Source organism: Cardinium endosymbiont of Oedothorax gibbosus (assembly GCF_936981045.1).
Classification (GTDB): Bacteria; Bacteroidota; Bacteroidia; order Cytophagales; family Amoebophilaceae; genus Cardinium.
In genome coordinates this window covers 153,531-174,001 of record NZ_OW441264.1, presented here as the reverse complement: position 1 = coordinate 174,001, position 20,471 = coordinate 153,531, and the positions used below count along the sequence as shown (strand labels likewise).

The 20,471-nt window shown below is 38.5% G+C and carries 18 protein-coding genes, 4 tRNA genes and 4 pseudogenes; 15 read left to right on the top strand and 11 right to left on the bottom strand.

Annotation, left to right across the window (positions count from 1 at the left end):
* Nucleotides 1-187 precede the first annotated feature (187 nt).
* The 4 genes from NBW36_RS00810 to NBW36_RS00795 form a co-directional block, all read right to left on the bottom strand.
* The gene (locus tag NBW36_RS00810) at nt 188-913 is read right to left on the bottom strand and encodes a hypothetical protein (protein ID WP_250238459.1); all 726 of its coding nucleotides are present in this window, start codon (nt 911-913) and stop codon (nt 188-190) included.
* A gap of 363 nt (nt 914-1,276) precedes the next feature.
* Nucleotides 1,277-1,360: transfer RNA gene (locus NBW36_RS00805), tRNA-Leu, on the bottom strand.
* A gap of 73 nt (nt 1,361-1,433) precedes the next feature.
* A tRNA-Cys gene (locus NBW36_RS00800) sits at nt 1,434-1,504 on the bottom strand.
* Nucleotides 1,505-1,516: 12 nt separating this feature from the next.
* Complete coding sequence (locus NBW36_RS00795) at nt 1,517-3,289, bottom strand: 30S ribosomal protein S1 (RefSeq protein ID WP_250238457.1); 1,773 nt, start codon at nt 3,287-3,289, stop codon at nt 1,517-1,519.
* A gap of 315 nt (nt 3,290-3,604) precedes the next feature.
* Here NBW36_RS00795 and NBW36_RS00790 point away from each other — a divergent pair.
* The 3 genes and pseudogenes from NBW36_RS00790 to NBW36_RS00780 form a co-directional block, all read left to right on the top strand.
* Nucleotides 3,605-4,205 (top strand): annotated as a pseudogene (locus tag NBW36_RS00790) (IS6 family transposase); the annotation flags it as partial.
* A gap of 73 nt (nt 4,206-4,278) precedes the next feature.
* Nucleotides 4,279-4,866 carry a reverse transcriptase domain-containing protein gene (locus NBW36_RS00785; RefSeq protein WP_320412880.1) on the top strand — a complete coding sequence of 196 codons (588 nt, stop codon included), beginning with the start codon at nt 4,279-4,281 and terminating at the stop codon, nt 4,864-4,866.
* 1 nt (nt 4,867) lies between these two features.
* Nucleotides 4,868-5,209 (top strand): group II intron maturase-specific domain-containing protein, encoded by a 342-nt coding sequence (locus tag NBW36_RS00780; protein ID WP_320412879.1) that lies wholly within the window; start codon nt 4,868-4,870, stop codon nt 5,207-5,209.
* Between the two features lie 165 nt (nt 5,210-5,374).
* Here NBW36_RS00780 and NBW36_RS00775 read toward each other — a convergent pair.
* From NBW36_RS00775 to NBW36_RS05515, 3 genes and pseudogenes are all read right to left on the bottom strand, one after another.
* Nucleotides 5,375-5,497 (bottom strand): annotated as a pseudogene (locus NBW36_RS00775) (IS5-like element ISCca3 family transposase); the annotation flags it as partial.
* Nucleotides 5,498-5,534: 37 nt separating this feature from the next.
* Nucleotides 5,535-6,773, bottom strand: coding sequence for an IS256 family transposase (locus tag NBW36_RS00770; RefSeq protein ID WP_250238455.1), 1,239 nt, complete (start codon nt 6,771-6,773; stop codon nt 5,535-5,537).
* 225 nt (nt 6,774-6,998) lie between these two features.
* Nucleotides 6,999-7,133: a transposase gene (locus NBW36_RS05515; protein ID WP_369127321.1), complete on the bottom strand. Its 135-nt coding sequence runs from the start codon at nt 7,131-7,133 to the stop codon at nt 6,999-7,001.
* Between the two features lie 559 nt (nt 7,134-7,692).
* Between NBW36_RS05515 and NBW36_RS00765 the strand changes: the two genes are divergently transcribed.
* Nucleotides 7,693-8,280, top strand: a complete 588-nt coding sequence (locus NBW36_RS00765; RefSeq protein ID WP_250238454.1) for a 50S ribosomal protein L25/general stress protein Ctc — start codon at nt 7,693-7,695, stop codon at nt 8,278-8,280.
* Between the two features lie 59 nt (nt 8,281-8,339).
* Nucleotides 8,340-8,897 (top strand): aminoacyl-tRNA hydrolase, encoded by a 558-nt coding sequence (pth, locus tag NBW36_RS00760; protein ID WP_250238453.1) that lies wholly within the window; start codon nt 8,340-8,342, stop codon nt 8,895-8,897.
* Between the two features lie 367 nt (nt 8,898-9,264).
* Here the strand turns inward: pth and NBW36_RS00755 are convergent, their stop codons facing one another.
* The gene (locus NBW36_RS00755; protein WP_250238452.1) at nt 9,265-9,552 is read right to left on the bottom strand and encodes an HU family DNA-binding protein; all 288 of its coding nucleotides are present in this window, start codon (nt 9,550-9,552) and stop codon (nt 9,265-9,267) included.
* A gap of 234 nt (nt 9,553-9,786) precedes the next feature.
* Here NBW36_RS00755 and NBW36_RS00750 point away from each other — a divergent pair.
* The 3 genes from NBW36_RS00750 to NBW36_RS00740 all read left to right on the top strand — a co-directional run bounded on the left by NBW36_RS00750 (nt 9,787) and on the right by NBW36_RS00740 (nt 10,812).
* A tRNA-Asp gene (locus tag NBW36_RS00750) sits at nt 9,787-9,860 on the top strand.
* A gap of 238 nt (nt 9,861-10,098) precedes the next feature.
* Nucleotides 10,099-10,557: a DUF4293 family protein gene (locus NBW36_RS00745; RefSeq protein ID WP_250238451.1), complete on the top strand. Its 459-nt coding sequence runs from the start codon at nt 10,099-10,101 to the stop codon at nt 10,555-10,557.
* Nucleotides 10,558-10,596: 39 nt separating this feature from the next.
* A complete protein-coding gene (locus NBW36_RS00740) occupies nt 10,597-10,812 on the top strand; it encodes a hypothetical protein (RefSeq protein ID WP_250238450.1) in 216 nt (71 codons plus the stop codon).
* Between the two features lie 18 nt (nt 10,813-10,830).
* Here the strand turns inward: NBW36_RS00740 and NBW36_RS00735 are convergent.
* A tRNA-Arg gene (locus NBW36_RS00735) sits at nt 10,831-10,904 on the bottom strand.
* Between the two features lie 52 nt (nt 10,905-10,956).
* On the opposite strand from NBW36_RS00735, the gene NBW36_RS00730 reads away from it, so the two are divergent.
* From NBW36_RS00730 to NBW36_RS00710, 5 genes and pseudogenes are all read left to right on the top strand, one after another.
* Complete coding sequence (locus NBW36_RS00730; protein WP_250238449.1) at nt 10,957-11,652, top strand: ABC transporter ATP-binding protein; 696 nt, start codon at nt 10,957-10,959, stop codon at nt 11,650-11,652.
* A gap of 260 nt (nt 11,653-11,912) precedes the next feature.
* Nucleotides 11,913-12,276, top strand: a pseudogene (locus tag NBW36_RS00725) (IS6 family transposase); the annotation flags it as partial.
* A gap of 525 nt (nt 12,277-12,801) precedes the next feature.
* The gene (locus NBW36_RS00720) at nt 12,802-13,578 is read left to right on the top strand and encodes a reverse transcriptase domain-containing protein (RefSeq protein WP_250237548.1); all 777 of its coding nucleotides are present in this window, start codon (nt 12,802-12,804) and stop codon (nt 13,576-13,578) included.
* A complete protein-coding gene (locus tag NBW36_RS00715; RefSeq protein ID WP_250238134.1) occupies nt 13,529-14,113 on the top strand; it encodes a group II intron maturase-specific domain-containing protein in 585 nt (194 codons plus the stop codon). Before NBW36_RS00720 ends, NBW36_RS00715 begins: the two co-directional genes overlap by 50 nt.
* Nucleotides 14,114-14,277: 164 nt before the next feature.
* Nucleotides 14,278-14,385 (top strand): annotated as a pseudogene (locus tag NBW36_RS00710) (IS6 family transposase); the annotation flags it as partial.
* Between the two features lie 215 nt (nt 14,386-14,600).
* Here the strand turns inward: NBW36_RS00710 and ruvX are convergent.
* Both ruvX and lpxB read right to left on the bottom strand, forming a co-directional pair.
* A complete protein-coding gene (gene ruvX / locus NBW36_RS00705; RefSeq protein ID WP_250238447.1) occupies nt 14,601-15,041 on the bottom strand; it encodes a Holliday junction resolvase RuvX in 441 nt (146 codons plus the stop codon).
* 305 nt (nt 15,042-15,346) lie between these two features.
* On the bottom strand, nt 15,347-16,507 hold the full coding sequence (lpxB, locus tag NBW36_RS00700) for a lipid-A-disaccharide synthase (RefSeq protein WP_250238445.1): 1,161 nt from the start codon (nt 16,505-16,507) through the stop codon (nt 15,347-15,349).
* 212 nt (nt 16,508-16,719) lie between these two features.
* Here lpxB and NBW36_RS00695 point away from each other — a divergent pair, with 212 nt between their 5' ends.
* The gene (locus NBW36_RS00695; protein ID WP_250238443.1) at nt 16,720-17,646 is read left to right on the top strand and encodes a hypothetical protein; all 927 of its coding nucleotides are present in this window, start codon (nt 16,720-16,722) and stop codon (nt 17,644-17,646) included.
* Nucleotides 17,597-20,392: a DNA polymerase I gene (polA, locus tag NBW36_RS00690; protein ID WP_250238441.1), complete on the top strand. Its 2,796-nt coding sequence runs from the start codon at nt 17,597-17,599 to the stop codon at nt 20,390-20,392. The genes NBW36_RS00695 and polA overlap by 50 nt, the downstream gene beginning before the upstream one ends.
* Nucleotides 20,393-20,471: the final 79 nt, after the last annotated feature.

Here is a 20,471-nt window from a genome sequence, read left to right as displayed (position 1 = left end):
AAATCCCCCCTTACATCGAGAAAAGCAGAAGCCACCTTTCAGCCCCTATTTCAATTATTTTTCTTTTCAACTGCAAGCTGCACTTTCTGATTGCAACTTTTTTAAGGAGGTGGTTTTTTTATTTTTTTCGTGGAACGGCCATACCGCTAAATAGGTACTACCATTTAGTACTCACCTCAGTTCGGGATTAGACATATTGTGAACCAGTCATATATATATTAGTTATAGTTTGCTGTCTTTGAAGCTTGGTCATGCCCAGCTCCGCAGTAATGGAATAATAACCAAGGGTATCTGTATGTTTGAACCAAAAATCTGCTAATTTGGCTTGAATGTTATATAACCGCATTCTATGCGAAAATGGAATATAAAAACATTTTAGATCAAGGAAAAGTTTACTACTGGAATAGTAGATCAATTCTGAATCTAAACTTCCCAATGGCACCCCCCTATAGCTTACACGAACGATATCACAAATTTGCAGTAAGATGGCTACAATACGGACAACGGCTAGATCAGAAGCATTCTGACCGTTAAGCATGGCACCACGGTACAATTTGTAACGCTTTAATCTATTCAGCTCCACTAATATAGAGACTATTTTTAAGCCAAAACGCTTTTGAATGGTTGCTTTCTGGACTAAGCCTTGTAAGAAAGGTGGCGCTAAGATCGCAGTAATAACACCAGGAAGACCCAAAGACAGCTCCATAACAGCAATCATAGCTACCTCGATAGATGCCCTTAGGGAATGCTTGAACATTTTTGAATTTGCTTGTCTTGCAATCCTTTCTGCCCATGAATACGCCTCCTGTATCTTTGGCCAAGTATGTTTTATTTCTTTTGGCGTTTCAGACACCGCTCTTGTAAGTTGATGCAAGTTCCAATCATTTAGATTGAGTATTTCATTTCTTTTCATGACTCTATACAATCAAAAGTTTCCTACATAAACCAATTGCGTAATGTACGGCTTTTGGCTAATGCCTCACTTCAAGTAAAGTTCTTTACTTCGCTTCAAAGTTACAACTTTATACATTTGCATGGCAAACAATAGAAGCAGCAATGCTCTAATTTTGGGAAGCCTCCAAAGCGAATAAACTATAATTTAATTATAAACAAAGCCCAATAGAATTACAAAAATAAAACTGGTATTAGATAGCTCCTTCACTATCGCTGCTCACACCCAAAGCAAAAAAATATTTTTATATCTTACTTATTGCTTGATCAAAGCGTGGGGCAAATCCTTCCATTAACCCTGCACGAATAACATAGCACTTAATAGTACCTGAGGCCGGAATCGAACCGGCACGATATCACTATCATTGGTTTTTGAGACCAACGCGTCTACCCATTCCGCCACTCAGGTAAAAAAGCGAAAGCAACTACCAAATAGATGTCTATGAGCAGATAGAAAGAACCATTCAAAGTGGATAGGTAAGAGGTCGCGAGTGGGGTTGAACCACCGTAAGAGGTTTTGCAGACCTCCGCCTAACCACTCGGCCACGCGACCCAAATACAGCAACTACCCTTTCTCTTCTCCTTTTGTGTTCTGTTCTAATTTTTCTTTCAAGTCAGCAAAAGCTTCAAACCCTTTAGCAGATGGTGCTTCCTCTATTTTTCCTTTTGTATCCCCTTTTGTTTTGCCCTCAACTTTAGTTTCCATTTCTGGATTAAAAAGAATTTGATATGACAAAATTATTTTTTTATCTCCTTTAGAAAATTTGATTACTTCAAAATCTAACTCCTCTCCAACTTCTGCTTCCCTACCATCTGATTTAATTAAATGCTGCTGCGGCACATGACCTTCTATACCATGCGCCAATTCAACCATTGCCCCACGACCTGGAGTCTTTTTCAGTACAGTACCTTTATGTAGCGTACCTATTTGGAAAATCTTTTCACAGGCATCCCATGAATTTCTCTGCTTTAATCCAAGTGAGAGGCGCCTGTTTTCCCGATTAATACCTAATACGATCGTTTCTAATTTTTCACCCAATTTCAACACGTCAGCAGGGTGTGCCACCCGTTTAGTACCAGAAAGACGAGAAACGTGCAACAGACCTTCAATACCTGGTTCTAGCTCTATAAAAGCACCAAAGTGGGTCAGATTGCGCGCAATACCTTCATGGGTGGTCCCTACTGCATAAGTAGATAAGAATGTATCATGTTCCCACGGATCTCCAGTTAATTGCTTGATGCCCAAAGATATTTTATGATTCTTCCGATCCAATGACAATATATAGGTATCAATGGTATCACCTATTTTGTAATATTCATTGGTATCACGCAAATATTGTGACCATGAAATATCTAAAACATATACAAAACCTTCAACACCTGGCATCAATTCTATAAAAAGGCCATAATCAGCAATATTGGTTATGGTGCCCTTAATGGTGGATCCTACTTGCACCGTCTCTGGAAGGGCATCCCATGGATGGCCTTGAAGCTGCTTCAAGCCCAAAGAAATACGCTTTTTATCTTCATTAAAACCAATGACCACTACACTTAGCTTTTGGCCAAGCGTAAACAGCTCCTCTGGATGGTTGACCCTACTCCAGGCCATATCTAACTTATGGAGTAAGCCATCTACCCCCCCTAAATCAATAAAAGCACCAAATTTAGTGATGTTTTTTACATAGCCCTCTAGAATTTGACCTTTTTCAAGCTTACTCATGATTTCGAGTTTCTGTCCTTCTAGTTTTTTCTCAGTTAGTGCTTTATGGGAAACAACCACATTATCATTGGCATGATTGATTTTAATAACCACTACATCAATGGTTTTACCTACAAAAACATCAAAGTCTAAAACAGGCCTAATGTCAATTTGTGAACCAGGTAAAAAGGTTTCAATATCACAGACCTCTACAATCAATCCTCCTTTAGTTCTACGTTTGACAAGTCCTTCTAATACCTCCCCATGTTCCAATGCATGCTGAATTTTCTCCCAAGCTCTTACTAATTTTGCTTTTTTACGAGAAAGAACCAATTGACCTTTGGCATTTTCTGTTTCTTCTATATATACTTCAACCTCGTCACCTGGTTTTAATTCAGGCAGATCCCTAAACTCAGAGACAGAAATTAAACCATCGGACTTGTACCCAACACCTACAATAACATCTTTATTGGTGATGCTTATCACAGACCCTTTTATTACTTCATACTGGCTAATAGCGCTTAAGGTAGTTTCATATATTGCGGCAATATCTGCTCTTTTTTGATCTGTATATGCACTGCCTAATTTACCAGCCTTGTCATATTGATCCCAGTTGAAAACTCCTTCTGTTGCATTCATAAGGGGAAGGTGTTGACTTTTATGATTACTTGAAAACAGCTATTAAACTACTCGTTTGATGCTGCTTTACGTAGTTAAAAAATGAAATTAAATATACGACTTCTACATAAGTGCTCAGAACTGAATAGTCAGCCTTGCCTTACAAGCTATAAAGTTACAAAAAAAATATAAGGATTCGTATGGGTTACCTAATGTTAGACATATTTCATTAGCTTATATTCATAACGCTGGTTGGGGATTACAATATTTTTGGTTTTGTCGCGTTTATTCTAAAAAATCATTATTTTAGTATCTTCAGTTAAAAAAGTAGTTATTATGTTTAATATTTCGCCCAAATTATTACCTTATTTTAAAGGCTATTGTTCTTCAGCAGAAGTCATCCTGTTATTTGTCTAGATGAAGTGTCGTTTTTCCTTGAGCTATAGAGATTTGGAAGAGATGATGCGTATGAGAGGCGCAAGAGTTGATCATTCTACGCTACAAAGATGGGTTATTAAGTTTGTTCCTCTTAATAGATGAAGCAGTAAGCAAAAGAAAACGACCAGTTGGTGGTAGTTGGAGAATGGATGAAACCTATGTTAAACTAAACGGGAAGTGGATCTATTTATATAGAGCAGTAGATCGTTATGGTGATACAGTTGACTTTTTTCTATCTGAGCATAGAGACAAGTCTGTAGCTTTTTCTTTTTTTCGTAAGGCGATTACAGAAAATAATATTCCTAAGAAAGTAGTAATTGACAAAAGCGGTAGTAATAAAGCTGCCCTTGATACGATCAATACAGAACTTGATCAAGATCATACCATTCAAATATTTCAAAACAAATACTTGAATAATAGAGTTGAACAAGATCATAGGTTTATCAAAAAACGGCTAAAACCTATGCTTAGTTTTAAGTGTTTTAAGTCTGCAGCCATTGCACGCCGGCACAGGTGTGCAACAAATGGGGTGTAAGTCCCCTGACTCTAATTTGTCTATTTCGGGAGTCTAGATTGAACCGATCTTCGAGGCTGATTTTCATGAATGTTCATACGGCTATAGACCGAAACGAGGAGCCAAACAAGCGAGTTTAGTGATCCGAGAAGATCTATACCAGCAGGCATGGGGCGTAGTTGAGATTGATTTTCAATCATACTTTATTAGCATCCCACACGAAAAGTTATTAAAACTTATTAGTAAAAGGATAGCAGATGGCAGTATGTTGAAGCTAATTAAACAAACCCTAACAACGTCAATAGTAAAACAAGGTAAAATTACATGCAAGAAAGTTGGAGTACCGCAAGGATCACCAATATCACCGTTGTATAGTAATATCTACCTAAATGTTATAGACCAAGTGTGGCACTCAAGGGGGTATCCAGAAAAGCTAAGCGCAACCTTGCATAGGTATTGTGATGATGCAATTTTGGTATGTCGTAAGAGTGCTAGCTTAGCGCTGGAGAAATTCACAGAATTAGTAAAGAGGTTATCGCTCATTATTAACCACCAAAAGACACGAATAACGAAACTGAAAGAAGGCTTTAACTTCATAGGTTTTTACTTTGTAAAAAGTAAAGAGTCCAACAAGTGGCAGAAATAGCATTTATGTATTTCCAACGAAACAATCCCAACAAAGCATCCGTAACAGACTAAAATACCTGACTTGTAGAAGAGCACCAATCAAACCTCAAACATTCATCGAGCAAATAAAACCAGTAGTGTTAGGATGGGTTAACTATTTTAAACATACGAATGCGAGTGAAGCTTTTGTTAGATTGCAGGACTTTATTAATAACCGATTTCGCAGATACTTAACCCATAGAAGAAAAGGCCGTGGGTGTGGGTGGAAAAGCTATCCCAATAGCAAACTCTATACAATGGGGATGTTGTACATTGGTAGTGGAATGATTAAGTATCCTGAGAGAGTTGTGCAAGGTTTATGAAGAAGACTGTCGGACCGTCATATTCGGGAAAACTGAACGTACGGTGGGATGAGAAGAGAATGGGTAAACAATGAAGAATCAAGTTAGTCAGCTACTGTATTGCGAGCAATCAGAAGCAATAGATATGCCTAATTTTAAGTGTCCAACGATTTCTTTACTCTAGAATTTATTAAACCTCTTGGCAGTAGGTGATAAGGGATTATTTCTAGTGGCTTTCTTCTGAATAGCTGATTTTAAGGCTTTATCCTTTAATAAGGTTTTGTTAGGTGAGCCGCTGTAGCCCTTATCTTCGGAAGTGTTCTATAAACTGTGTCACATCTCCTGTTCATCTCAACGTCTCTTTTAATCTACCGGGAAAAAAGATGTCTATCTGAGATATGGTCAACGCCCAGTTTCGCAGCGGAATAGTCCATTTATCCTCGATCTTCTTTATGGCACAATATACTAATTTATACAAAGCATTTATACTGGTAAACGCTCCTTTTGTCTTGGTAAACTTCCTAATCTGCCTATGCAAGCTTTCTATAGGATTGGTGGTATAAATTAGCCTTCTGACAGAATCTGAATACTTAAAATAACCAGACAAATGTTCCCAATTATTTTGCCGAGATTTGGTAACCATTGGATACTTCCCCCCCCATTTTTCTTCTAATTCCAATAGATAATGCTCAGCAACTTCCTTACTTGAAGCTTGATATATTTGCTTTAAATCAGTTAAAAAACGTTTTACGTCTTTGCTAGCTACGTACTTGAGTGAGTTTCGTATCTGATGTACTACACAGACCTGCACTTGTGCATTAGGGAAAACGCTATTTATGGCTGAAGGAAAGCTTTTTAGGCCATCAACACAGGCAATAAGGATATCTTCTACACCTCTTTCCTTAAGCTCGTTAAGTACACCCAACCAGAAGTTAGCCCCCTCACTTTCAGACAAATAAAATCCCAATACTTCTTTTTTACCCTCTTGATCTATGCCTAATAAGGTATACATGCATTTGCTTACACATCTGCCATCTTCTTTTACCTTAAAAAACATCCTATCCATGAAAACTATCGGATAAACTGATTGAAGAGGGCGGTTACGCCATTCATTTATTATCGGTAACAAGCTATCTGTAATAGATGATATTTCAGCAGCTGATACTTTATGATCATAGATCTCTTCAACATGAACGGCTATAGATTTATAGCTCATACCACTAGAAAACATGCTTAAGATCTTGCTTTCCAGCTCAGGATGTAGGCTTGTTTGACGCTTTTTAACTATTTGTGGATCGAAACTACCTGTCCTATCCCTAGGAATTAGCAGATCAAAGGAACCAGAACTTGTACGTAAAGTTTTAGAGCTTTTTCCATTTCTTCTATTATTTTCTGTTGAATCACTAGATAAATGGTGTGCCATTTCACCTTCTAGACTTGCCTCTAGAAGCTTTTTTATCAGAGGCGTTAAAGCACCACCTTTTCCTGTTAAAGGCTTACCTAAACGGATAGAGCACAAAATATTTTCCTCCAGAAATTTGTAATCTACTAAACCAACATAGGAATTGTTCTTATTTTCTTCCATGTCTAAAACCTTTAATGTTTATTTAATTAATTTATAACTTTTTATCACCTTGACACAGTTTATAGAACACTTCCTATACGGCATAAACTTTATGAGAAATTCATCAACAGCATAATATATTTCAACTAATTATTTCTACATTCATAACTGGCTCCTTTGGATAATCTGGTTAGTATTTTTTTATCTCCAAATTTAAAACACAAAGAAGCTTTTTAAAGCTATTTTTTAACAAGCTAATCCCGAACTCACGTTATCATCCAAACCAGAAATTCTTGTTTGACGATTAGGCAATAAAATAGGTTCAAAAGTCGATGCTCTATCTCTGGGTACTTCAACCGATATAACGCCATTATCAGTAATAACTTGCTTACTGGATAATCCATTACGTACATTCTCTGAATCACTACGTGCATACTTATTTATAACCTAAATGGTCATCCATTTCTGACTGTAAACGTGAGTTCGGGATTAGATTATTTTTTCACTTGATAATCAATATCAATGAAAATTTATAAAATTTGTTTTATTAGACAGTTAAATAGGCAGTTGAATAACAAATAATTCTGGTAATCAGTTTATTATATATATTATATTTATAAAATTAGATATAAAAACTTGTTAAATAGGTGCAAATATTAACTAAATAATTGATATTAAATTGTTGTAAATCAGTCAAATAAATCCAGAACTCACGTTTTAAAGTAGTGCATTGAAAATTTGGTAACGCTTTCATTTTAAACTGGTTCCTTTGCAACGTTATGATAGCCTTAACAATTTAAAGGTATCTTTTTATCTCGGTTCTTTTTTGTTAAATTTGATGCTCCTTATACTTAGTTACACTATGGTAATCGTATACCAAATCCTGGGTATATACTAATCAGAAAAATTTTAATTTTTACATTGATCACAAACAACAGATATGAAAGTAATAGAGATTTTAGGGTATAAAAGAGCAAATCTCGGTAAAGCTGAGTCTAAAAAGCTAAGAACAGCTGCACACGTTCCAGGTGTATTGTATGGCGGCACAGAACAAGTACATTTCCATATGCCTATGGTTTTTTTACGTGATTTGGTTTACACACCTTATGCCCATTTTGTAGATCTAAATATGGAAGGAGCTATTTATAGATGTATTCTACAGGAAATGCAGTTCCACCCTGTAAGTGAAATGATGTTGCACGTGGATTTTTTGCAAATTTTTGATCATAAAAAAATTAAAATGCAGATTCCTACTGCATTTGTTGGTAAAGCCATAGGTGTGACCAAGGGGGGTGTGCTCTCTAAAAAACAAAGAAAACTAACGATTGCTGCATATCCTAAAGATATGCCATCGATGGTCCATATCGACGTTTCTGATCTGGATTTAGGACAAATTGTACGTGTATTCCAAATTCCAATAGAAAACTATATCATTTTAGCATCGCCTAATACGCCAGTGGCCTCTATTGAAATTCCAAGGGCATTACGTAGTGCCGCCAGTAAAGAGGAGAAAAAAGGCAAGCAATAGTAAATTGCTTTTTGCATGTATTCAGAATATTACCATTGGCTAAAGGGGCAAAATATATTATGAAGTTGTTACTGGTTGGATTAGGCAATATTGGTGCAGAATATGTTCATACTAGGCATAATGTAGGTTTTTTAGTAGTGGATTATCTAGTTGCTCAACAAAAAGGTTCATTTCGAGTAGGTAGACTGGCTGCTACTGCCTCTTTCAATTACAACTATCATCAAATCTATATGATTAAGCCTACAACCTATATGAATGATAGTGGCAAGTCCGTTAGGTATTGGTTGCATCATTTAAACCTACCAATCGAACAAAGTTTAACTATTGTAGATGATATCACACTGCCTTTCGGTACAATGCGCCTACGTTCCAAAGGCTCTGATGCAGGTCACAATGGCCTAAAAAGCATTGCCGATGCTTTAACCTCAGACCATTACCCGCGTCTTCGAGTGGGTATCGGGAACGATTTTCCTAAAGGAGGACTGTCAGATTTTGTATTAGGCAATTTTAATACAAAAGAATTACAAGAGATAGATGGTCACTTAAATAGGGCGTGCCAAATATCGATGGCTTGGTGCAATGGAGGCATTGTGCATGCTATGAACCAGTTTAACTAAACAAACATACCACTAGTGGAAGTGCCAGCCACCTATCCATTCAAGTCAAGCACCTAGCGCATACAAAGATTGTCTTGATTAGACTTTTTACTTGATTAAAAAGTCTAATCAAGCAAAAAATGACATATAAGCCATTAGCTTTTTTTTCACCTTTCTTTAAAAAACTTGGTAAACGTTAAAGGTGTAAGCTGGTGCTGGTACTTGAAGGCATACTCAGCACAATAAAAGCTTTTATAGCAACGCATCTATTTTGGTAGGCTACTTCTGTCATCTATTTATGCATACATTATTTTGTCATCCTCAAAAAACAAACCATACAACGGTTAGTTACCATAATAGAGATCAGTCATATACCTAGCTTTAAAGGCTATACAGAATCAACAGCTTTAACTTTTGCTGCAAAAAACTTAGAATGCTTAAAAAATGGGATATAGTGCTCCTCTACAACAATAGCTGTATTGGTACTAATGTTACGTCCAATTTTTTTTGCTCGTTTTTTTTTAGAAAAACTACCAAATCCACTAAAATGAACGCGATTGTTATTTGTTACTGCATCTTGAATAACATGGAATAACGCATCTAACGTATTTTTGACATCTTCTTTTTCAAGTCCCGTTTTACGAGAGATTGCTAAAATTACTTCTGCTTTAGTCATAACGTATACTAATTTATAAGATTATACAACGGTTGATATGGATGGGTGGTTTTTAATTAGACCAATCAAATCCCTTCCATTCTATGGATAACAAGTTCATTATCATGCCATGAATTTACATGAGACAGTTTGAACTTGCAATTATTTCGCCCAATAAAACGACTATTATTTTTGATAAATAGCAATTTATGCATTACATTTGCATTAGACTGTAGCACTTCGTGCAAGTTTTAAGGTCTGGTAGTTCAGTTGGTTAGAATGCCTGCCTGTCACGTAGGAGATCGCGGGTTCGAGTCCCGTCCAGACCGCTTGTATCTGGGATTAGATAGAAAAACAGTTCCTCTAACAGCTACAAAGTAGCTTAGTAAACAAATAGGCTGTATATACGCATACAGTTTTTGATATGGCTTAATCCCTTAAGCTATACCTAAGGTAGGAAGATAATAGAGGTGATCCAACGCATCTTTTGGGACCTGGCCTATTGGTCATGCTGTGCTTTATAACTTTACTTCGTTTTTGTATTTTTTGTTTCTTATAGTATTGCGCATGATTCAAAGAATTCAATCCCTCTATTTGGGCACAGTATCTATTATTATGGTCGCCTTTCTTAGGGTCGCAGTTTGGGTAAAAGTAGATTTGGATGGTGTTTGTACCATCAGGCCCTATGCACTTATTGCTTCTACAGGGCAACATATTATATTCCCTTATGGCCTGTCCGCTTTATTAGCCTGTTGCCTTATTGTAACCGCAACGTATGCCATCATACGGCATGATAATAGAAAGTTACAGCTTCGTTTAACCGCTGGCATGAATCGAATATTGGTTATATTGCTCATCTTGATTTTAGTGCTTATTAAAAAGGCCCATATAGCCTATCTTCTGAGTGGATATGGTAGCTATAAAATAGGCATTATGCTTCCTTTCATTGCCTTAGTAGCCAATCTATTGGCACGGTATCATATTAAAAAAGATGAACAGTTGGTCAATGAAGATCGCTTAAGATAAGCAGTTTGTATCTTATTGCTTGCTTGACCAAAGAAAGTGATGGCCTACTTTTTTCTTGATCAAGAAGTAGCCCAAAAAATCAAGCCCTGTGCAAAAAGTTGCCAAAAAGTTACCCTTAAAGCTGGAAAAATAGAACTTGCCCACCGTGCAGACTTCAAACAGGCTGATCGGCCGATCAACTTTAGGGTTACCTTTTCTAATCGCAACCTTTTACACATGGGCATTTTTTCTTGTTTTGTGTTGCCAGAAGGCTAAATGGATAGAGGCAAACCGTGCGCTCGGAAGGACTCGAACCCTCAACCTTCGGAGCCGAAATCCGACGTTCTATCCGATTGAACTACGAGCGCGCAACCAAAATTTTGTATATTCGCCAGTAAAGATACAAAATTTTATGCATATATGCTTGTAGCCAAAGAAGTTTGTAAATCTTATCATGGATATAAGATCCTGAAACAGATCCATTTATCCATCCATGCTGGAGAAATGGTAGCCATTATGGGGCCCTCCGGGGCTGGAAAAACCACTTTGTTACATCTTTTATCTACATTAGATAGGCCAGATAGTGGTTCCCTAACGATGGATGGGATAGATCTTATAGAGCTAAAAGGTAGTGGATTGGCCACATTTAGAAATAAAAAAATAGGGTTTGTCTTTCAATTTCATAACCTGTTACCCGAATTTACACTTTTTGAAAACATTTGTATTCCTGGTTATATTGGTTTTTTATCAAAAAAAGAAGTAGCACAAAGGGCTGCTGACCTGTTAGCTTTACTGGGCATTAGCCATCGAAAAAATCATCTGCCAGAGGCGGTTTCTGGAGGAGAACGGCAACGTGCAGCTATAGCTAGGGCATTGATCAATAGCCCATCGATTATTTTCGCGGATGAACCAAGTGGCAATCTTGATGCCAAAAATGCAGAAATGCTGCATGCGCTATTCTTAGATCTCTCAAAGCGGTTAAAGCAAACTTTCGTCTTGGTAACCCATAACCAATCGTTGGCAACCATTGCAGATAGAATTTTATTACTAGAAGATGGTATATTGCAGTCAGCTAAAACGGCTGCTGGCAATGGTAAAGCGTACCATGCGCCATGATTGTCGCTTAAAAAGTATGCAAAATAGCGGCCTTAACGGCTGCTGGCAATGGTAAAGCGTACCATGCGCCATGATTGTCGCTTAAAAAGTATGCAAAATAGCGGCCTTTTAATCCAGTAATACGCCATAGGTTCTGTCGCGTCTATATTTTCGTTAGTAAAGGCTTTTCTTTTAAGTGAAGTTTTGGATGTATATTGGTTTTGTCGCGTTTATTCTAAAAAATCATTATTTTAGTATCTGCAGTTAAAAAAGTAGTTATTATGTTTAGTATTTCGCCCAAATTATTACCTTATTTTAAGGGCTATTGTTCTTCAGCAGAAGTCATCCTGTTATTTGTCTAGATGAAGTATCGTTTTTCCTTGAGCTATAGAGATTTGGAAGAGATGATGCGTATGAGAGGCACAAGAGTTGATCATTCTACGCTACAAAGATGGGTTATTAAGTTTGTTCCTCTTAATAGATGAAGCAGTAAGCAAAAGAAAACGACCAGTTGGTGGTAGTTGGAGAATGGATGAGACCTATGTTAAACTAAACAGGAAGTGGATCTATTTATATAGAACAGTAGATCGTTATGGTGATACAGTTGACTTTTTTCTATCTGAGCATAGAGACAAGTCTGCAGCTTTTGCTTAGTTTTAAGTGTTTTAAGTCTGCAGCCATTGCACGCCGGCACAGGTGTGCAACAAATGGGGTGTAAGTCCCCTGACTCTAATTTGTCTATTTCGGGAGTCTAGCAGGAGGTTGGATTTGTGGGGTGATTCACAGGTTTAAGTTACCTTTAAATGCATCTGCAAAATAGCGGGCTGCAACAAAAGTGAACCTAAATTAGCCTCGTTAAGCCGTTTAAGCGCATTTGCCGACTATCTAGTGGCTACAGGAAGGCTGATAGTAGGATGGAAAAAATAGACCATGACCATCATACAAGTGCCGGGGTGTTAGGGGTTGCACGCTATGAATGTTTCACATCGTAGTCCGGGAGATCTGATATGAATCCAGTAGGCCACTGGAAACTTTATTGTATAAGTAAAGCGAAATCAATAAGGGTGATATCAGAAGTCCGCGGGGTCTATAATACCGTTCGTATTGATTGGGAAACCACTCAAGAGGAAAGGGACCCTACTTCAGTTAACGAGTTTAAAAGAGTTGAGAATGTCTGATTGCCCTAAAGCTATGAACGGAACATTAAAAGTTCAGCAACTCCAAAGAACTCTATATCTCAAATCCAAGCAATGTAAGGAAGTCAGATTTTATAGTATATATGATAAAATTTATCTAAAAGATGTACTTTGGGAAGCTTGGCGTCAAGTCAAAGCAAATCAAGGTTCAGCAGGGATTGATGGTAAAAGCATAAGTGATATAATAGATCAAGGTGAGGCAAAGATTATCAATAAATTGCAGCAGCAACTACGCGCAAAGCTATACAAATTTACCTCAAGCAGGTTGGTAGAAATACCCAAAGCTAAAGGTGGAACAAGGCCACTAGAGGTAATGACCGTAGAAGATCTCATAGTGCTCACAGCAATGAAAATAGTCATTGAACCGATCTTCGAAGCTGATTTTCATGAATGTTCATACGGCTATAGACCGAAACGAGGAGCCAAACAAGCGAGTTTAGTGATCCGAGAAGATCTATACCAGCAGGCATGGGGCGTAGTTGAGATTGATTTTCAATCATACTTTACTAGCATCTCACACGAAAAGTTATTAAAACTTATTAGTAAAAGGATAGCAGATGGCAGTATGTTGAAGCTAATTAAACAAACCCTAACAACGTCAATAGTAAAACAAGGTAAAATTACATGCAAGAAAGTTGGAGTACCGCAAGGATCACCAATATCACCGTTGTATAGTAATCTACCTAAATGTTATAGACCAAGTGTGGCACTCAAGGGGGTATCCAGAAAAGCTAAGCGCAACCTTGCATAGGTATTGTGATGATGCAATTTTGGTATGTCGTAAGAGTGCTAGCTTAGCGCTGGAGAAATTCACAGAATTAGTAAAGAGGTTATCGCTCATTATTAACCACCAAAAGACACGAATAACGAAACTGAAAGAAGGCTTTAACTTCATAGGTTTTTACTTTGTAAAAAGAAAGAGTCCAACAAGTGGCAGAAATAGCATTTATGTATTTCCAACGAAACAATCCCAACAAAGCATCCGTAACAGACTAAAATACCTGACTTGTAGAAGAGCACTAATCAAACCTCAAACATTCATCGAGCAAATAAAACCAGTAGTGTTAGGATGGGTTAACTATTTTAAACATACGAATGCGAGTGAAGCTTTTGTTAGATTGCAGGACTTTATTAATAACCGATTTCGCAGATACTTAACCCATAGAAGAAAAGGCCGTGGGTGTGGGTGGCAAAGCTATCCCAATAGCAAACTCTATACAATGGGGATGTTGTACATTGGTAGTGGAATGATTAAGTATCCTGAGAGAGTTGTGCAAAGTTTATGAAGAAGACTGTCGGACCGCCGTATTCGGGAAAACTGAACGTACCTTGGGATGAGAAGGGAATGGGTAAACAATGAAGAATCAAGTTAGTCAGCTACTGTATTGCGAGCAATCAGAAGCAATAGATATGCTTAATTTTAAGTGGTCCAACCATTTCTTTACTCTAGACCATTGTAGAGATAGAAAACATTCCTATGATTCAAAAAGGACAAGTAATCGGAGCTAAAAATCATCTTTCTACTTTTGAGAATTTTGTTATGCTAATGGCCGAATAATAACCAATATATATCCAAAGCTTCACTTAAAAGAAAAGACGTTGCTAACGAAAATATAGACGCGACAGAACCGGTTAAGCTAGCAGATCTAATGAAGCAAGAACTAGCAGAACTGCAAAAAAACATGCAAGAAAAATCCTAAAGAAGTATCAAAGGCAATAGTCTTCTATTACCTGAACAAACATCCACTTTGGAATGGTTCACTCATTTACCTTTTACAAACTAACCTTGCGATCTAATCTGCTTAAAAAGGATTGTAATATAATCGCAGCACTTACTTTATCTACATTGCTTTTATGCACTCTATCCTTTTTAGAATAGCCCGCTTGGTAAAGCCCCTGAATAGCCAACTTAGAGGTAAATCGCTCATCCTGGTAGTAGAAGCTTTGCGCTGGAAATGCCTTTTGTAATTGCACACCGATATGCTCTACGATCCTACTCATTTTAGAAGGTGCTCCATTTAAACCTTTGGGCATACCCATCACAAAGCTTACCACGCTTTCTTGTTGTAGATAGTCCTTCAAAAAAGGAAATAAAGTGGGGGTGGCTATCGTCGTCAAAGGGGTAGCAATGATTTGTAAGGGATCGGTTACAGCAATACCAACACGCTTGCGCCCATAGTCTATCGCCATAACCCTACCTGCTTTTTTTTCCATTATTTTTTTAATGATTAACGTGAGTTCGGGATTTATTTGACTGATTTACAACAATTTAATATCAATTATTTAGTTAATATTTGCACCTATTTAACAAGTTTTTATATCTAATTTTATAAATATAATATATATAATAAACTGATTACCAGAATTATTTGTTATTCAACTACCTATTTAACTGTCTAATAAAACAAATTTTATAAATTTTCATTGATATTGATTATCAAATGAAAAAATAATCTAATCCCGAACTCACGTATGATTAAATAAACAGCCTGTTTTTAGCGCCTCCATTCAGCCATCTGCTAGAATTGGCCCTTTATACTGGCTACTATACACTTTGCTGCTTCTGTAGCACCATGCTTTTGACCCAATAATCGACGAATCGTTTGATAGGCTTCTTTTTGCCTGGCGCCACCACTTCCTGATAAAAGACCCTTTAAAGTGGCATAGATCTTTTCACTAGTGAGTTGATATTGAATCAATTCTGGAACCACTGTTTGATTTACCAAAAGGTTGACTAAAGAGATATGTTTTACCGTGATCATGCTTTTGTAAAACCAGTAAGCCAGTGGATGGGTCTTATAGATCACTACTTGCAACAAATTAAATAAAGCAGCTTCTAAACTAGCTGTGCCAGAAGCAATGATACCCGCCTTTGCAACGGCCATTAGGTCGTAGGTTTGGTCGTAAACCACTTGGATGGTAGGTGGACATATTGCCTTATACAAACCATTTGGAATATGACGCAATCCAGCTACTACAAACTGATAGGTATGGTCTACTTGGGCAACCATCAGGGGCAATATGCGCCGAATTTCATCCAACCTACTACCGGGCAATAAAGCGATAATAGGCCGGTCATCCAGTCTATTATCTGCTCTAAAATAGGGATTGATGCGATGGTCGGCTATCTTTTGAACCAGCGGATTGCCTACATAATCAATGGTATGGTATCCCTGCGCCTGATAATAAGCTACTTCAAAGGGCAAGATGGATAATACTTTGTCTACATCCCGCTGGATTTTTGTAATCCTTCGTGAACTATGTGCCCAGATCTTGGGCGGTATATAGTAACATACTCGAAATCCATTTCGCTTGGCAAAGGCGGCTAGTCTCATATTGAAACCACTGTAGTCGATTAAAATGACTACATCGGGCTGGTAACCGATTAAACCTTTTTGGCAAAATTTTAGCAACTGCCATAGGGTATAGCACTTTTTTAAAAAATCTATCCCCATATAGGCCATTGTTGAACCATCTACCCTGCAAGGCTTACCAATAGCTTTTGACATAACCATACCCCCACAAGCCCAAAAATCGGCATAGTGATCTATGGCTTTGATTTGCCTAATCAAATCAGCGCCATGCAGATCCCCGGAATGCTCGCCAGCAATAATGTAATAGCGCATGGGTATTTCCGTTTTAGATGCAAGGATTTTATGTGATCCTTTTTGCTGGATCAAAAAGTATTCAAAAAATCAAACGCTGATGAAAAAAGTAGCCATTAATACTTTCCCTTAAACCGACACCATTGATGTTACGGCTGTGCACAAATTAGGAAATAAAAGTAAAAAAATATAAATTCAAGGGTCCAATCATTGCTTTCTAAGCCTGGCTCATACGAAAAAAAAATTAAAATATTCACCCATTGAAATTCCGTACCAGCTTATCTTTCTTGCTGTGGTTTGCCCCATTGGTTGTATTGCAGGCTTCAAACGACTCCTTTTGGAGGCGCATTCAGCTACAGGGTGCCTTTTCTATAAAAGCGGATAGATATAAAGTACACACTAGTGGCATGCACCCTGGTAGACAAGAGGGTGAAATGGAAGTCAATGGTAAAGATGAAACTACCATACACGCCTACCGCATACGTTGGTATCATGCGTCTTCTATTTACTTTGAAAGAGATCAAGATACAGATGATCTCGAACAAAGTGGTTATGACCCTAAAGGTATGTATGGTTTTACGGGAAAGGGTATGACCCTTGCTGCCCAACTTTTGGTAGCTATGGACCTTCAGCAGTTGCGAATCGGCGCGGGTGTGGGTATAAGGTATTCTTTTTTAGAAAGGATGGAGGGGCAATGGGTCCATGGTAAACCATCGGATGACGATCAAAATAAGGAAAATAAACTACTGGCCTATATACCTGCACGTCCCTATTACTTTACTTGGACTCCCTTACTCCGATTAGGTTTTAAACTGATTGAAAATCAAAATTATGATTTATTAATAGATGGCACTTGGGCACCTTGTACTTATCACTTTTCTGAATTGGGAAAAAGCGGTCATTGGCACTACAGCCGTAATGGTGATTTGGGAGGTACATGGAAAAAACAGATTACGCGTTGCATCTATTGGAGCCTTCGAGTGGCTTATGGCTTTTGCTTCAACAATGAGCTTATAGAACCGTATGAACCATCTAGCCCTGATCATCTGCTTAGTGTAAGCCATTATATAGATGGTATAATGGCCCAAGTGGGCATCAGCATACGCATACCGGGACTTAGCAAATGTCCTATAGTGGGATGCCATACCACACTAGACCATATGCATGGTGGCAAGCAGTACAGAGGAGATAGACTTCTTACTGGATTATGGTAAATTACAAAACCCCATGTCCACAAGACAAACATATGAAATGGTATACCCATCCAAAAAACTTTTTCTGTTAGATGGTATGTCGCTCATCTACAGAGCACATTTTGCCCTTGGCAAGGCAGCGCCTACTACCACACAGGGGATTCCAACAGGAGCCATATTGGGCTTTGTAAATACCCTAGTAGAGGTATTACAAAAAGAAAAACCGACCCATCTCATCGTGGCCTTTGACGGAAAAGAAAAAACCTTTCGCCATGAACTATTTCCAGCCTATAAGTCCCACAGACCGGTACAACCAGAAGCTATCTCTATAGCCATTCCTTATATTAAAGCTGTTCTAGATGGGTTTGGTATCTTATCTGTAGCCTGTAGTGGATATGAAGCAGATGACCTATTGGGTACGCTGGCCCAAAAGGCGGAGGGATCTACTACCTACATTATGTCCACAGACAAAGACTTAGCCCAAATGGTACAGCATGGCATCTATCTTTATAAGCCTAGCAGCCATGTCCAAAAGGCGACCATACTCGGTGAAAAGGAAATTCTGGCACAATGGGAAATCGCTAGACCAGAACAAGTAAAGGATATTTTGGCATTAGAAGGAGATCCTTCTGATTTTATTCCAGGTATTCCGTCTATTGGCAAAAAAACTGCTCGAAAGCTTATAAAAGAATTTGACAATCTAGAAAATTTATTGGCGCATAGCCATCAGCTAATGGGCAAATTACAAGCAAATGTCATCCAATATGCAGACCAAGCTATACTTTCCAAACAACTGGCAACCATTCGCACAGATGTACCCATCACGCTAGATTGGGAAAGGTGCCGTTACCAGGGACCCAATAGAGCCAAATTGGAACCACTACTTACCTTACTGGAATTCAGGCAGCTCAACCAACGGTTATTTGGGCAAAAGGGACAAACAGCTGATTTATTTGCAGCTACCGACAAGGTTGCTTATACCCTTATAGACACCCTGCCCACCTGCGAAGCATTGATGCAAAAGCTGCAGAAAACAACTATATGGGCTTTCGATATAGCCACCACCAGCATAGATCCACACACAGCCCATTTACTAGGCATTGCTTTTGCTTACCAAACTGGACAAGCGGATTATGTAGCCATACCCACACATACCGCAGCGGCCAAGCCATTTGTATCCCTGCTTCAGGCACTATTCGACCGAACAGATGCGATAAAGGTAATACATAACTTAAAATATGCGCTGATCGTATTGCAGCAGCATGGCCTCAGCATGGCCCCTCCCCTATTTGATACGATGATTGCCCATGCGTTGATTGCACCTGATAGGCAACACCATTTTACTGCATTATCGGAACAATATCTAAACCATACCCCCTCTAAAAAACAGGTCAATAGGGCAAAAACAGCACCCGAGCAGATCAAAGACCCTATAAGCGAGCAAGCGGATCTTACCTTACAAATTTACCCAATTATTGCCCAAGCATTAACGGAACAAGCGGTTGCTGATTTATTTTACCGAGTTGAAATGCCATTGGTTCAAGTATTGGTAGCTATGGAACTAGAAGGTGTTTCCATTGATCTAACCTTTCTGGCTACCCTAGGGGAAGAAATGGCGCGCACCACCAACGACCTGAAGCAAAAGATTTATACATTGGCGCAAACCACATTTAATATGGATTCCCCAAAGCAACTGGGTGAGGTATTGTTTGAAAGGTTGCAACTGCATGAAAAGCCTATCAAAACCAAAGGGGGACAATATGCAACGGGAGAAGCGGTATTGGCTAAGTTCATGAAAGCACATCCTATTGTTCCAGTCATCATGGAACACCGTATCTGGCAAAAACTCCGCTCGACCTATGTGAATGCACTACCCAAGATGGTCCACCCTATAGACAAACGGCTCCACACTTCCTATCACCAAACCGTGGTCACTACTGGCCGGTTGAGCACTACAGGACCTAATCTGCAAAACATACCGATTAGAACCCCCTTAGGACGTGTACTGCGCAAAGCTTTTATTCCACACCACAAAGGCGATCGTCTCTTTTCTGCTGACTATTCACAAATAGAACTGCGGATTATGGCAGCTTATGCACAAGATGCAACAATGATCATGGCCTTCCAAGAAGATAAAGATATACACCAGATCACGGCACACAAACTCTTTAAAACAGATGTGGTAGATGAGGAAATGCGGCGAAAGGCAAAAATAGCCAATTTTGGCATTATATATGGCATCTCTCCCTTTGGCCTTTCGGAACGCATGGGCAATTTATCTAGAAAAGAAGCAGCTGAGTTGATCGCCGCCTACTTTGAAGAATTTCCAGGTATTAAAAGATATATGAAAACAACTATAGCCAAGGCCCAAGCAAATGGCTATGTAACCACCCTACTGGGTAGAAAACGTTTCCTGCCCGATATACACGCTCAAAATAGTACGATACGAGGCGTTGCAGAACGCAACGCAATAAACACTCCCATTCAAGGCAGTGCGGCTGAAATGATTAAATTGGCAATGATCCAGATTCACCATTGGTTGGAAAGCCATAAGCTTAAAAGCAAAATGATGATACAGGTACACGACGAATTGGTTTTTAATGTACCAAAAGCAGAAGTAGCCGATCTACAGCATCATATTCCGCTACTCATGGCACAAGCCTTGCCATTGGAAAATGTGCCTATTAAAGTAAATTGGAATGTGGGGGCCAATTGGCTTGAAGCACATGAACCAGTTGTGCCTACAAAAACGCCCATCAACTTCTAGTGCGTATGTTTTTCCTGTTAAATTTTTATATCATTGTAGGAGCCTATTAGCTTGAAAATAGGAAGAGATGCAGGCGATG